Source organism: Kocuria sp. CPCC 205258 (genome assembly GCF_040981005.1).
Taxonomy (GTDB): Bacteria; Actinomycetota; Actinomycetes; order Actinomycetales; family Micrococcaceae; genus Kocuria; species Kocuria rosea.
Genome location: NZ_JAVKPS010000001.1, coordinates 163,341 through 176,124 on the forward strand (window position 1 = coordinate 163,341; position 12,784 = coordinate 176,124).

A 12,784-nucleotide genomic window follows, 5' to 3' on the forward strand; every position below is an offset into this window, starting at 1 on the left:
ACACCGCCGAGCCGAGGAGCGTGCTGTGAGCACCGCCGAGAACACCGCAGAGAGCACCACCGCGAATGCCACCGCGAACATCCCCGGGAACACCGCTGGGGGCGCCGCCGGGGACACCGCCGTCCTGGAGTCCGTCCCCGCCGTCGAGGGCGAGACGTTCTCCCGGGTGGCCCTGACGCCGGCCGCCGTGGAGCTGCTCGGGACGCTGCGGGGGATCCACGGGCGGCTGATGTTCCACCAGTCCGGCGGGTGCTGCGACGGCTCCGCGCCCATGTGCTACCCGGCCGGGGACTTCCTCACCGGCCCGGCGGACGTGCTGCTGGGCGTGTTCACGCTGCCCGGTGACCCGGCCACGGCCGAGCTCGAGTTCTGGATGTCCCGCGAGCAGTTCGAGTACTGGAAGCACACCCTCCTCACGGTGGACGTGGTGGAGGGCCGCGGCTCCGGGTTCTCGGTGGAGGCGCCGGAGGGCAAGCGCTTCCTGATCCGCTCGGCGCTCATGCAGGATCCGGCCGGCTCCTGAGCCGGCCCTGCTCGTCGAAGGACGGGCCCCGGTCGTGGACCGGGAAGGTGGTGAAGGCCGGGACCTCGTAGGGGTGGGCCCCGGCCATCGCCCGCAGCACGCGCTCGCGCTCGGCGGCCGGATACAGCGTCTCGATGCGGACCTCGTCGACCTCCTGGGGCCGGCCGACCTCCCCGATCACGGGGTGCGCCCCCGGCAGCGGCGTGAACCGCCCGGTGCCGCGGCTCACGAACGCGGTGTGGGAGTAGTTCCCGGCCCGTCCCGCCCCGGCCTCGCCCAGGGCCTGCAGGACCTGCTCGGCGTGGGTGGCGGGGACGAAGACGACCAGGCAGTGCTGCTCGCCGCTCGGGGGCTCAGTGCTCATGGGGGGCGCAGACCTCCGGTTCGTCGTGGTCCGCGGGCTCCAGCTGGATCGTGGAGTGCTGGACGGACACGGGGAAGTGCTCGGCCACGCACTGCTGGATCCGGCCCAGCGCCTCCGCGGAGCCGCCGGAGTAGAAGTACTCCTCCTCGAGCACCACGTGGGCGGTGAGCACGGGCAGGTCCGAGGAGATCCGGGTCGCGTGCAGGTCGTGGACCTCCACCACGTGCGGGAGCTCGAGGATGTGCCCGCGGACCTCGTCCATGTCGAGCCCGGGGGGCACGCTCTCCATGAGCACGGACAGGGACTCCACGAGCAGCCGGATGGTGCGGGGCACGATGAGCGCCCCGATGAGCAGCGCCACCACGGCGTCCGCCTGCACCCAGCCGGTGAGGGTGATGACCACGGCCGCGACGATCACGGCGACCGAGCCCAGTGCGTCGTTGAGCACCTCGAGCATCGCCGCGCGCAGGTTCAGGTTCGAGCGCCGGCCCCCGAAGAGCACGGCCATCGCCACGAGGTTGCCGGCCAGGCCCAGGGCGCCGAAGACCAGCATCTCGGCCGAGGCCACCGGGTGCGGCTCGAGGAACCGGCGCACGCCCTCCACGAGGACGAACAGCCCGACGGCCAGCAGCACCCCGGCCTGCAGGGCCGCGGCCACGATCTCCGCGCGGCGCCAGCCCCACGTGCGCCGGGCGCTGGGCGGGCGCAGGGTCAGCTGCGCGGCGATCAGCGCGAGCAGCAGCCCGCCCGCGTCCGTGAGCACGTGGGCGGTGTCGATAAGGAGCGCCAGGGAGCCCGTCCACAGGGCGCCGACCAGCTGGACGACGAACAGCGCCGCGGTGATCCCGAGGGCGGTGGCGATCCGCCACCGGTCGGTCCCGGGGCCGGCGTGCGAGTGCCCGGGCCCGTGGTCGTGCTCCGCGCGTCCGCGGTCCCCGGCGTGGTCGTGAGCCATGCCCCCATCGTAGAACGCGGGCGGGGGCGCGGCGTCGCGGCTCAGCCGGTGACGAACCCGCGGAACTCCCCGGTGGCGGGGCCGTAGTGGGAGTCCACCTTCATCACGGCGCCGGGCGTGCCGCCGCCGTTGAGGGCCTTGAGCAGGTCCCGCACGGCGTGCCGGGGGCCCTCGGCGATCACCCCCACGGTGCCGTCCGCGTTGTTCACCGCCGAGCCGTGCAGGCCCAGCCGCTCCGCGTGGCGCGCGGTCCACCAGCGGAACCCGACGCCCTGCACGGAGCCGTGCACCACGGCGGTCAGGCGCAGGACCTCCTCGAGGTCCAGCCGTTCGGGGTCCCGGCCGGCGGTGGCTCCCTGGTGGATCGGGGGCAGGCTCACAGGTCCACCACCGTGGACTGGCCGGGGTCGATCTGCTCCCCGGTGGCGCGGGCCCTGGCCCAGCGCAGCGCGGTGGCGACCGTCCCGGGGCTGCGCCAGTGCTCGGCGGTCTCCGTGCGCACGCGCAGCACCACGAGCCCGGGGGTGGCGGGCCCGTCCGGGTAGTACGCCTTCAGCGCGTCGGACCACAGCCCCTCGAGCACCTGCCGGTCCTCGACCACCTCGGCGGCGCCGGAGATCGAGACCCATTCGTGGTCCCCCACGAATGCGACGTTGACGGCGTCGTTGGCCGCCACGTCCCGGACCGAGGAGGTGTCCCGGCTGGTGAAGAAGTTGAGGTCCTCCCCCGGGGCCACGTCGACCACGGTCATCGGGCGGCTGACGAGCTTGCCGGTGGCCTCGCGGGTGCTGAGCATGCCGACGCGGGTGCGGTTCACGAACTCGACGATGTGCTGGATGTCATCCTGGTGGGTGCTCATGTGGTCAGATTAGGGAACGACCGGGCCTCGTGGCACGGCCGGGCCCGGGAATTCATCATGGGCGGAACCGCTTGTCGTGCGCCGGCGCGCCGGAACGGCCCGGCCGGTCGGCCCACGAGAAGGACGAGAGGACGAGAGCAGGACCATGGACGACACACAGGTCTCGGAGCAGACCGCGGAGAGCACGACGGAGAGCACCACCGGGGCGCTCAGCGCCCAGGACCGGATCGAGATCGCCGAGATCCTGAGCTTCTCCTCGCACCTGCTGGACAACCGCCAGTGGGACATGTTCGGGGAGGTGTTCGTGCCGGGAGTCCGCCTCAGCGCACCGCAGGGGGAGTTCGACGGCCCGGCGGGCGTGCGGCGCTTCGTCGAGTCCGTCGATCTCGCCCGCTTCCCCGCCACACACACCCTGAACTCGATCGTGGAGGCCGTGGACGCGGACACCGCCGTGTGCTGGTCCAGGATGCTGCTGCTGACGTGGGACCGGAGGGTGGCCTGCGGCGACTACATCGACACGTTCCGGCGCACCGCCGACGGGTGGCGGATCGAGCGGCGCACCGTGGCGCCCCGCAACGACTCCGCCTCCGCGGCGCTCGCCGAGGGCGGCTACGCACCGGCCCCGTACGCCTACGCGATGTTCGACGACGCCGTGCTCGCGGCCGCCGACCGGGCCCGCCGGTGAGCCCCGCACCGGGCGCGGGATGGGACCGGGTGCCCGCCGCCGACGCGCTCGAGATCGGCACCGTCCTGAGCCGGTGCGCCCGGGTGGTGGACGCCCGCGCCTGGCCGGACCTGGACCGGGTGTTCACCGGGGACGCCGTCGTCGTCTCCCCGGGCGGGACCGCGCGCGGGCCCGCGGAGATCGCCGAGCGGACCCTGGCCGAGACCCGGGACCCCCACCTGGTCACCGACACGGTGCTGCGCCGGCTCGCCCCGGACCGGGTGCGGGCCTGGAGCAAGTGGCTGGTGGTGTGCGCCGACGGGACCGCGCTGGGCGGGGACCAGCTGGACCTGTTCGTGCGCACCCCGGACGGCTGGCGGATCGCCGAGCGCCGCATCGCCGCCCTGGACGCGCCCGGACCCGGCACGACCGCGCCCGGCGCGACCGCACGCGTCCTGGGGACGGCCGACTTCCTGGCCTAGGAACCCTGCGCCGTTGCTGGTCAGGGGCCCTGCGACGAGGGGCGGCCGCCGTGCCCGGGGTCCCGGTGCGCGGCGGCCGCCCCTCGTGCGGTGCGCTCAGGCGGTCACGGCTGCACCTCGAGCGCCTCGGTGATGAGCGTGTGCCCGTCGGAGAACTCGATGGTCTTCCCGATGGTCGAGGGGTCGTCCAGCACGGCCGCGACCACGAGCGCCACGTTGGCCCGCGAGGTCCGGTGCTCGCCGTCCCGCTCGCCCGCGGACACGTCGATCCTGCCGGTCGCCTCGTCCTCCGTGAGGGCGCCGGGGCCCACGATCGTCCAGTCGAGCGAGGAGGCGCGCAGGTGGTCGTCGGCGTCGGCCTTGGCCTGGGCGTAGGCGTGGAAGGGGTCGTCCTCGGGGACGCCGTGGTCCTGGCCGGCGCCGAAGTAGGAGACCATGACGAAGCGCTTGGCACCGGCCATCACGGCCGCGTCCATCGCGCGGATCGCCGCGTCCCGGTCCACGGCGTAGGTGCGCTCGGGGCTGCCGCCGCCGGCGCCGGCGCTCCACACGACGGCGTCCTGGCCCTCGAGCAGGTCCGCGAGCTGGGCGACCGACAGCTGCTCCACGTCGGCCACCACGGGGGACGCGCCGGTGTTCTCGACGTCGTCCGTGTGGTCGGGGTTGCGGAAGATGCTCGTGACGTCGTTGCCGCCGGTCTTGAGCAGCTGGGCGAGGACGAGGGCGACCTTGCCGTGGCCGCCGATGATGGCTGTGCGGGACATGGATGTGCTCCTTGGGGTGGTGAGGGGACGTGGTGTTCTCCCCCGACGCTAGCCCCCTCCCGGCCGCAGGGACACGGCTCACGCGGAGGGCGAAACCGGGAATGCGCCCGGCCCCGGCGTCCGGCGCCGCGGACGCCTCGGGTAGCCTCGACGGGACCCGTGTTCCCGACCGGAGGCTGCCCCGTGCTGATCTTCCAGCTCCTGCTGACCGCGATCGCCCTCGTCCTGCTGGTCGTCGCCCTGATCGACGGCGCGTGGACGCTCGCGCTCATCGCCGCCATGATGCTGATGATCGCGGTGTCCGGCGTGTTCATCGCCTACCGCCGGGAGAAGCACCTGGGCCGGCGCTGAGCGCCCCGCTCCTCCCCCGGGCCGCTGCGGGTCTACTCGGCGGCGTCCTCGATGCCGGTCACGGCGGTGAGGATGAACACCGAGTCCTCCAGGGCCACCACGGAGTGCCGCTCCGCGGGGATCACGTGCAGGTGTCCGGCCCCGAGCACCAGGTCCTCGCTCGAGGAGACCCGGATCCGCCCGTGCAGCACCTGCAGGCTCCCGGCGTAGGGGGCGTTGTGCTCCGCGAGCACCGCCCCCTCCTTGAGGGCCAGGAGGGTCTGGCGCAGCACCTTCTGGTGCAGGAGCTGCTCGGCGCTGCGCCCGTGCGGGGCGTGGCGTGCCTCGTTCAGGTGCTGCAGGGCGATCTCGTTCAGGTGCTGCATGGTTCTCCTCCTGGGTAGGTGATCCGGTCTCCGTCGACCACGGCGAAGTCCCGCAGCGTCGCGGGGGTCAGCTTGCCGGGGCCCATGATGTGCTGCACGTCGTGCCCGCGCACCAGCAGGGCCTCGGCCACGAGCGAGCGGTGGCAGCGCCACCAGACGGCCTCCGCGCACATGATCGCGACGATGCGGTTCTCGGCCAGGCGCTCGAGCCCGGCCAGCGCGGCCCGGAACTCGTCGGTCTGCATGTGGTCGGCGTAGCCGCGGAAGGACTCGTTGCGCCAGGCGGTGTTGACCGAGTCCTTCGAGGTGGGGCGCAGCCCGCCCAGGCCCTTGCAGTAGCTGTGCCCGATGCCGGCCTCCGCGAGCGTGCCCGGCAGCGCGTCGAGGTCGAACTGCGGGTTCTTCCGCGAGCGCGGCACCGTGCGGATGTCGACGAGCTGCTGCACCCCGGACTCCCGCAGCAGCGCCACGAACTCCTCGGCGGAGCGCGTGGAGTGGCCCACGGTGTAGACGGTGTGCGCGGTCATGTCCCCACCCTACTGACCGGGCACGGAGGCCTCCCCGTCCCGACACGGCCCGCTCCGCGGGAGCCGGACCGGGTCGTCACGACCCGCCGGAGCCGGCCTCGGTCCAGCGGGCGGACCCGCCCGGGGTCCGGCGGCCGACGGCCGCCCGGGAGTTCCACGCCTCGTGGTCGGCCATGGTGAAGCGCCGGCCCGTCACGGCGGTCGGGACGATGCGGACGAACTGGTCCTTCATCCCCTCCTGCCACGGGAACAGGGGCAGCTGCAGGGCCTCCATCAGGGCGTGGCCCGGCCGAACGCTCTCGGCGCCGCCCTTGACGATCACGCTCCACGCCGTGGCGGTCGCCGGGTCGTGCCCGTCGATCTCGAGGGCCGCCGCCAGGCCCCCGAGCGCGCCGCTCACCTTCGTGCCCAGGCCCGAGCGGAACACGATCGTCCCGCGGTCGACCACGTAGTTGATCGGGAAGATCTCCGGCGCCCCGTCCACCACGACGGCCAGCCGGGCGACGCCGTCCGCCCGCAGCCGGTCCCAGCAGTCCTCGGGGGCGAGCTCCTCCACGTCCTTGCGGTACCACTCCACCGTCGACCCCTTCCGTGCTCCTCGGCCGCCCGGGGGTGCCCGGCCGCCACCTCCAACCTACGGTGCCGCCGCCGCCGGGGGAACAGGACCGGCCCGCGCCGCGGCGCCCGGTCCGGGACGTGGGAGAATCGGGTCCATGAGCGTGGTGATCGCGGGATGCGGAGACCTGGGCACGGAGATCGGGCTGCGGCTGGCCGGGCAGGGGCACGAGGTGCTGGGCCTGCGCCGCCGCGCGGAGCTGCTGCCGCCGCCCCTCACCGGGATCGCGGTGGACCTGAGCACCGAGGTGCCCGAGCTGCCGGGCGACGTCGAGCTGCTGGTCGTGGCCACCGCCGCGGACGGGCGGACGCCGGAGGCCTACCGGGCGGCCTACGTCGACGGCCTGCGCCACCTGTTCGACGGGCTGCGCGCCGCCGGGGCCCTGCCCCGGCGCGCCCTGCTGGTCTCCTCGACCGCCGTGTGCGGGGACGCCGACGGCGGGGAGGTCACCGAGGACACCCCGCCGGACCCCTCGACCCCCACCGCGCGGATCCTGCTGGAGGCCGAGGAGCTGTTCCACGAGCAGTTCCCGCACGGCACGGTCCTGCGGCTGTCCGGGATCTACGGGCCGGGCCGGACGCGGCTGATCGACAAGGTGCGCTCCGGGGACGGTGCCGCCGGGGCCGCCTGGACCAACCGCATCCACCGCGACGACGCGGCGGCGGCCGCCGTGCACCTGCTGACCATGGACGCGCAGCCGCTCACGCTGTACCTGGGCACGGACGACGAGCCCGTGCCCGAGCTCGAGGTCCTCGAGTTCCTGGCGCAGGAGCTCGGCGTCCCCCGGCCCGAGGACGTCCCGGAGGCGGACGCGCCGCGCCGGGGCTCGAAGCGGCTGTCCAACCGGCGGCTGCGGGAGTCCGGCGTCGAGCTGCGCCATCCCACCTACCGGGAGGGCTACCGGGCGGTGCTCGCCGGGGAGGGCGTGCGCCACCCCTGACCGGCGCCGACCCGCAGGACGACGTCGCGCACCTCGTAGGCGGCGATCAGCTCGACCCACGAGACCCGCGGCGGGTGCGCGAACTCCAGGGGCAGCCGCAGCAGGCGCTGCAGGAAGACGTCGGTCTCCTGGATCGCGAGGAACCCGCCCGGGCACCGGTGGGCGCCGTCCCCGAAGGACATCGCCTCGGGCCGGATCCCGCGCGGCCGGGACCGTTCCGGGCACAGCTGCCGGGCGTCCTCCCCCAGGGCCTGCTCGTCGCTGTTCGCCTGGCGGACGTAGAGGTCGAGCAGCGCCCCGGCGGGCACCTCGTGGCGCTCGTCCCCGTCCTCCAGGACCAGCTTCCGCGTGGTCCGGCGGTAGAGGTGGCCCACCACCGGTTCCAGGCGCAGGATCTCGTGCAGGATCCCGTGCCGAGCCGGCTCGTCGGCCGCGAGGTACTCCTCCCGCAGCCGGTCGTCCTCCAGCAGGTGCCAGGCGGCCACCGCGATGAACTCGCGGGTGGTGGCCATGCCGGCGGCCGCGTAGGTGAGGCACTCCACGAGGATCTCCCGGTCCGTGTAGTCCTCCGCGAGCAGGTGGGAGACGACGTCCTCCTGCGGCTGTCGGCGCCGGGCCCGGATGGCCGGGCGCACGTCCCGGAGCTGGAAGGCGGTCATCGCCCACATGGGCCGCAGGGCCCCGGCGACGGCGCCCAGCCGCGCGGGGAGCCGGCGCCGCGGGGTACCGGCGGAGCCGGTCACGGGGCCGCTGAAGAAGCGCTCCAGGCGCCGGGACATCCCGTCGATGTCCGAGTTCGTCAGCCCCACCACCTGGGCGGCGACCTCCACGGAGTAGCGCAGGGTGATCGCGGACAGCTCGGCCCCGCCGTCCTGCCGGATCCGCTCGACCAGCTCGTCGGCGCGCTCCTCCATCAGGGCCCGGTAGCGGCGGCTCACCGCGGCCGGGGTGAAGAACCTCGCGGTGGCGGTGCGCTGGCGCCGGTGCTCCGGACCGTCCGCGTAGAGCACGGGCGGGTGGTCGCCGGTCAGGCCCTGCCGGGCGGTCTCCGCGCTGAAGCCGGCCTGGACCGTGCCGTCGGCCTCCCGCAGCACCTGGCGGACCATCGGCAGGGAGCGGACGTGCCAGACGCCGTCGAGCACCTCCACCCGCGGCGCGCTGCGCTCGCCGGGCGGGGCGGTCCGGCGCCGGTCGCCGTGCGGGACGGGGCAGCGGGTCTCGGGGCGGGCGTCGTCGCTCATGGGCTCATGCTAGTCCCGCCTCCTGACGCCGGGCCGCCGGTCAGCGCACCGGCTCCGCCACGAGGTCCGAGACCTCGAGCCGGTCCCCGGTGATGCCGTGCCGCTGCATCAGGTCCGCGGTCCGCTGCAGCCGCTCGAGGTCCAGCGCGCCCTGGAACACGGGCATCTCCACCTGCTCGGTGAGCTCGGCGCTCACCTGGGTGTAGCTCGGCACCAGCTCCACCAGCCGTTCCCGGTCGTCCTGCAGCTCCTCCCCGGAGGCGGTGATGGCGCGCTCGAAGGCGGCCACCGTCTCGGGGTTCTGCTCGGCGAACTCCCGCGTGGTGACCCAGCCGGCGACCGGCATCTCCTCCACCGGCCCGGAGAAGAGGTCGAAGATCTTCCGGTGCCCGGCCTGCTCGGCCATCGCCTGGAACGGCTCGACCTGCCAGACAGCGTCCACCTCGCCGCGCTCCAGGGCGGCGCTCATGTCCGGGTACGGCATCTCGACCAGGTCGACCTCCCGGGGGTCGAGCCCGGCCTCCTCGAGGTGCTCGTAGAACGCGACGGTGCCGATGTTCTGCAGGTTGTTCACGGCCACGGTCCTGCCGGCGAGGTCGGCGGGTGCGTCCAGCCCGGAGTCCTCGGCGACGAACACGCCGTGGTCCGTGGCACCGACGTCGTTGCCGGCCACCAGTTGGATGGGCAGCCCCTTCTCGGCGGCCAGGAGCGCGGAGGTGTAGTTGGTGTAGGTGATGTCGAAGTCCCCGGAGACCAGGGCGGGGATGGCCGCCGCGCCCCCGGCGGTCTGCACCAGCTCGGCGTCGAGGTCCTCGGCCTCGAAGAGGCCCGCCTCGTCGGCGTGCACCGCCGTGGCGGTGTGGACCAGGGGAAAGTAGCCGATGCGCACCGCGGCGGCCGCCCCCTCCTCGGCGGACGCGCCGGCTCCTCCGCCGCACGCGGTCAGCCCCAGGCTCAGGGCGGCGAACAGGGGGACGAGGATGGTTCCGGGACGGGTGCTCTGACGGGACATGACGGGCCTTTCGTCGGTGGTCGGACGGATCGTGGGCACTGCTCAGGGCTCGAGCTCGACGCGCACGGGCAGCGAGCCCCACGCACGCAGGGTGTTGTTGAGGTGGCGCCGAGGCTGCCCGGTGAGCTCGATCCGCCGGATGCGCGGGATCATCGCCAGCAGCAGGGCCTCGGCCTCCAGCCGGGCCACGTGCTGGCCCACGCACTGGTGGATGCCCATGCCGAAGCCGACGTGCCCTGACGGGTCGCGGGAGAGGTCGAAGACGTCCGGGTCCGCCCACCGCCGTGGGTCCCGGTTCGCCGCGCCCAGGAACAGCAGCACCTTCTCCCCCTCGGGGATGTCGGTGCCGGCCACCCGGAGGTCCCGCGTCGTCGTCCGGAAGAACGTCTGGACGGGGGACTCGAGCCGGATGGCCTCGTCGAAGGCGGTCCGCACGAGGGACGGGTCCGCCCGGAGCCGGGTCCACTCGCCGGGGTGGCCGGCGAACGAGTGGAGGATCGCCGAGAGGGCGTGGACCGTGGTGTCGACCCCGGCGGTGAGCAGGGAGCGGACGATCAGCGGCGCCTGCTCGGGGGTGATCTCGCCGCGGTCGGCGGCTGCCCAGATGTCGGCGCCGAAGCCCTCCGGGGCGAGCGCCTCGCGGGCGCACCGGGACGCGACCCAGGCCCCGAGCTCCGCGACGCGGGGCTGCCCCCTCTCGACCAGGTGGTTGACCGGGCCGAACGCGTTGAAGACGTGGTCGCCGTAGGGCAGGAGGTGCTCGCGGCCGTCCTGGGGCAGCCCCACGGCGTCGGGGAACACGCGCAGGGGGAAGGCCTCGGCGAGCTGCGCGACGGCGTCGAACTCCGTGGCTCCGCCGAGGACCTCGGACACGAGCTCCTCGGCGTCGGCGGCCCAGGCGGGGCGCAGCTTCTTCAGCGCCCGCGGGCTGAGCACGTTCGCCAGGACGTGGCGCGGGGCGTCGTGCTGGGGCGGGTCGGCCTCCAGGAGCAGGCTCGGCGGGCGCCAGGGCTTCTCGCGCTTGAAGTCGGACAGCCCCACCCCGGCGGCGGACTGGAACCCTTGCCAGTCGGTCAGGGAGGCGTGGACCTCCGCGTGGCGGCCCATCGCCCAGATCCCGCAGGCCTCGAGGCGGACGACCGGCCCGGCCTCGCGCAGCGCCTCGTGGAAGGGCAGCGGGTCGGTGAGGACGTCGTCGCCGAACGGGTCCTCGGTGAGGACGGGGACGGTGGTGGCGGGAACGGTCATGGGCTCGTCGCTCTCTGCTCGGGCGGTCACAGGTCGATGGTCAGGCGGGGTGTGCGGGAGCGGGAGACGCAGACCATGAGGCAGTCCCCGGCCGCCCGCTCGTGCGGGGCCAGGACGGAGTCCCGGTGGTCGGGGGTCCCGGCGAGGACGTCGGTCTCGCACGTCCCGCACAGGCCCTGCTCGCACGAGGCCAGGACGCCGTGGCCGTCGGCGCGCAGGGCGTCGAGGACGGTCCGGCCCGGGGCCACCTCCAGGACCCGGCCGCTGCGGGCGAGCTCGAGCTCGAAGGAGGTGCCGTCCGCGAGCGCGGCACCCGCGTCCGCCGTGAAGTGCTCCACGCGCAGCCCGCCGGCGGGCAGCTCCAGCTCGGGCTCCAGCTCGAGGAGGGGGGTGAGGAAGCGCTCGGGCCCGCAGGCGTACACCCCGGTGGTGCCGTCCAGCTCGCCGATGGTCTCCCGGAGGTCCCCGTGCCCGACGACGGAGGTCTCGTGGAACTCGACGTTCCCGCCGTGGGCCGGCAGCTCGTCGAGGAACGGCATGGATGCCCTCGTGCGGCCGAAGGCCACGCAGCGCCAGGGCACGCCGAGGCGCACGGCCTGGTCGATCATGGGCAGCATCGGGGTGATCCCGATGCCGGCGCCCAGGAACAGGTAGGAGCCGGCCGGGTGCATCCGGAAGGTGTTGCGCGGGCCGCCGAAGGGTACGACGTCGCCCACCCGCAGCCGCTCGTGGACGTACCGGGAGCCGCCCCGGCCGGCGGGGTCGAGCTTCACCCCGACCCGGTAGGTCGTGGGGTCCCAGCGGTCGCCACACAGGGAGTACTGCCGGATCCTGCCCTCCCCCAGGTGCAGGTCCACGTGGGCGCCGGGGCTCCAGTCGGGCAGGCGGGACCCGTCGGGGGCGGCGAGCGTCAGCGCGACGGTGTCGTCGGAGACGGCCTCCTTGGCGAGCACGGCCAGGCCGGTGGGGCCGCGGCCGGCGGACGAGGCCTGAGCCGCGGCGCGGGCCACGGGGGACGGGAGTGCGGTGGACATCGGACCTCCTCGGTGCGGATGCCCCCAGTCTTGGTGTGCCCTGGATCTCACACCACAGCACTCTCATTGGTCGAGAGGCTCAGCCCGTCCCGTCGAGCCGGCGGGTCACGGTGGCCGCGGCGATCCGCAGCAGGGGCTCCCACTGGCGGGACCGCGGGAGGTTGGGCACGACGACGGACAGCGTCGCCACGGCCTCTCCGCGCCGGAACACCGGCGCCGCGATCCCGGTGGCGTCGGGGTGCAGGTATCCCGGGCAGTGCGCGGAGCCGTCACGGCGGATCAGGGCCAGCATCCGCCGCAGCCGCTCGGGGTCCGTGGGCGTCGAGTCCGTAAACGCCTCGTGCGGGCCGGCGAGCACCTCCTCCTGGAACGCGGCACCGCTGTGCGCCAGCAGCACGAGCCCGGACGAGGAGGCGTGCAGGGACAGCCGCCCGGCGATGCGGGTGAAGTTCACCACGGCGTCCGGCGCGCTGAGCCGCTCCAGGAACAGCACCTCGGTGCCGTCCAGGACGCCGATCTGGGCGTGCTGGCGGACCTGGGCGTGCAGGTCCTCGAGCACGGGCATCGCCGCCTCGCGCAGCGACAGGGCGGAGGAGGCCCGGGCCGCGACCTCCCACAGCCGCACCCCCAGCCGGACGCGGCGCTCCTCGTCCCGCTCCAGCCAGCCGTGCTCGGTCAGTTCGGCGACGAGCCGGGAGGCCGTCGCCAGGTGCAGGCCGGTGCGCCGGGCCAGCTCGGTGACGGTGAGCCACTCCTCGCCCTGCCGGAACGCCTCGACGAGACGCACGGCGCGGGAGAGGACCGACTCACCGGACTGGGTGCGCGCCACGGATGGCCTT

The 12,784-nt window shown here is 74.4% G+C and carries 18 protein-coding genes; 5 read left to right on the top strand and 13 right to left on the bottom strand.

Going from position 1 to position 12,784, the window contains the following annotated elements:
- Positions 1-79 precede the first annotated feature (79 nt).
- Positions 80-523, top strand: coding sequence for a DUF779 domain-containing protein (locus tag RF644_RS00760; RefSeq protein WP_242630460.1), 444 nt, complete (start codon positions 80-82; stop codon positions 521-523).
- Here the strand turns inward: RF644_RS00760 and RF644_RS00765 are convergent.
- From RF644_RS00765 to RF644_RS00780, 4 genes are read right to left on the bottom strand one after another with little or no spacing between them, the layout of a single operon-like run.
- Entirely contained in the window at positions 498-887 is a 390-nt protein-coding gene (locus RF644_RS00765; protein ID WP_017833482.1) for a hypothetical protein, read from the bottom strand. The two genes, RF644_RS00760 and RF644_RS00765, sit on opposite strands and share 26 nt — an antisense overlap.
- Entirely contained in the window at positions 877-1,842 is a 966-nt protein-coding gene (locus RF644_RS00770) for a cation diffusion facilitator family transporter (protein ID WP_207307532.1), read from the bottom strand. Before RF644_RS00770 ends, RF644_RS00765 begins: the two co-directional genes overlap by 11 nt.
- Before the next feature lie 41 nt (positions 1,843-1,883).
- A complete protein-coding gene (locus RF644_RS00775; protein WP_017833480.1) occupies positions 1,884-2,222 on the bottom strand; it encodes an acylphosphatase in 339 nt (112 codons plus the stop codon).
- A complete protein-coding gene (locus RF644_RS00780; RefSeq protein WP_017833479.1) occupies positions 2,219-2,701 on the bottom strand; it encodes a pyridoxamine 5'-phosphate oxidase family protein in 483 nt (160 codons plus the stop codon). The genes RF644_RS00775 and RF644_RS00780 overlap by 4 nt, the downstream gene beginning before the upstream one ends.
- A gap of 145 nt (positions 2,702-2,846) precedes the next feature.
- Here RF644_RS00780 and RF644_RS00785 point away from each other — a divergent pair, with 145 nt between their 5' ends.
- Positions 2,847-3,386 (top strand): nuclear transport factor 2 family protein, encoded by a 540-nt coding sequence (locus tag RF644_RS00785; RefSeq protein ID WP_052133003.1) that lies wholly within the window; start codon positions 2,847-2,849, stop codon positions 3,384-3,386.
- A complete protein-coding gene (locus tag RF644_RS00790) occupies positions 3,383-3,847 on the top strand; it encodes a nuclear transport factor 2 family protein (RefSeq protein ID WP_052133002.1) in 465 nt (154 codons plus the stop codon). The genes RF644_RS00785 and RF644_RS00790 overlap by 4 nt, the downstream gene beginning before the upstream one ends.
- A 104-nt stretch (positions 3,848-3,951) precedes the next feature.
- Here RF644_RS00790 and RF644_RS00795 read toward each other — a convergent pair whose 3' ends face one another.
- Positions 3,952-4,611 (bottom strand): SDR family oxidoreductase, encoded by a 660-nt coding sequence (locus tag RF644_RS00795; protein WP_017833476.1) that lies wholly within the window; start codon positions 4,609-4,611, stop codon positions 3,952-3,954.
- A gap of 183 nt (positions 4,612-4,794) precedes the next feature.
- Here RF644_RS00795 and RF644_RS00800 point away from each other — a divergent pair, with 183 nt between their 5' ends.
- Entirely contained in the window at positions 4,795-4,962 is a 168-nt protein-coding gene (locus RF644_RS00800) for a hypothetical protein (RefSeq protein WP_017833475.1), read from the top strand.
- 32 nt (positions 4,963-4,994) lie between these two features.
- Here RF644_RS00800 and RF644_RS00805 read toward each other — a convergent pair whose 3' ends face one another.
- The 3 genes from RF644_RS00805 to RF644_RS00815 form a co-directional block, all read right to left on the bottom strand.
- The gene (locus RF644_RS00805; protein ID WP_017833474.1) at positions 4,995-5,327 is read right to left on the bottom strand and encodes a hypothetical protein; all 333 of its coding nucleotides are present in this window, start codon (positions 5,325-5,327) and stop codon (positions 4,995-4,997) included.
- Positions 5,315-5,854 (bottom strand): DUF488 family protein, encoded by a 540-nt coding sequence (locus tag RF644_RS00810; RefSeq protein ID WP_368794969.1) that lies wholly within the window; start codon positions 5,852-5,854, stop codon positions 5,315-5,317. The genes RF644_RS00805 and RF644_RS00810 overlap by 13 nt, the downstream gene beginning before the upstream one ends.
- A 76-nt stretch (positions 5,855-5,930) precedes the next feature.
- A complete protein-coding gene (locus tag RF644_RS00815; protein ID WP_368794970.1) occupies positions 5,931-6,431 on the bottom strand; it encodes a pyridoxamine 5'-phosphate oxidase family protein in 501 nt (166 codons plus the stop codon).
- A gap of 136 nt (positions 6,432-6,567) precedes the next feature.
- On the opposite strand from RF644_RS00815, the gene RF644_RS00820 reads away from it, so the two are divergent.
- A complete protein-coding gene (locus RF644_RS00820) occupies positions 6,568-7,410 on the top strand; it encodes an SDR family oxidoreductase (RefSeq protein WP_017833471.1) in 843 nt (280 codons plus the stop codon).
- Here the strand turns inward: RF644_RS00820 and RF644_RS00825 are convergent.
- From RF644_RS00825 to RF644_RS00845, 5 genes are all read right to left on the bottom strand, one after another.
- Positions 7,368-8,651: a cytochrome P450 gene (locus tag RF644_RS00825; RefSeq protein WP_368794971.1), complete on the bottom strand. Its 1,284-nt coding sequence runs from the start codon at positions 8,649-8,651 to the stop codon at positions 7,368-7,370. The two genes, RF644_RS00820 and RF644_RS00825, sit on opposite strands and share 43 nt — an antisense overlap.
- Before the next feature lie 40 nt (positions 8,652-8,691).
- Positions 8,692-9,663 carry an ABC transporter substrate-binding protein gene (locus RF644_RS00830; RefSeq protein WP_368794973.1) on the bottom strand — a complete coding sequence of 324 codons (972 nt, stop codon included), beginning with the start codon at positions 9,661-9,663 and terminating at the stop codon, positions 8,692-8,694.
- A gap of 42 nt (positions 9,664-9,705) precedes the next feature.
- Positions 9,706-10,911, bottom strand: a complete 1,206-nt coding sequence (locus RF644_RS00835) for a cytochrome P450 (protein WP_368794974.1) — start codon at positions 10,909-10,911, stop codon at positions 9,706-9,708.
- 26 nt (positions 10,912-10,937) lie between these two features.
- Positions 10,938-11,945, bottom strand: a complete 1,008-nt coding sequence (locus tag RF644_RS00840; protein WP_368794975.1) for a 2Fe-2S iron-sulfur cluster-binding protein — start codon at positions 11,943-11,945, stop codon at positions 10,938-10,940.
- Positions 11,946-12,024: 79 nt separating this feature from the next.
- Positions 12,025-12,774 carry an IclR family transcriptional regulator gene (locus RF644_RS00845; RefSeq protein WP_368794976.1) on the bottom strand — a complete coding sequence of 250 codons (750 nt, stop codon included), beginning with the start codon at positions 12,772-12,774 and terminating at the stop codon, positions 12,025-12,027.
- Between the last annotated feature and the right edge of the window lie 10 nt (positions 12,775-12,784).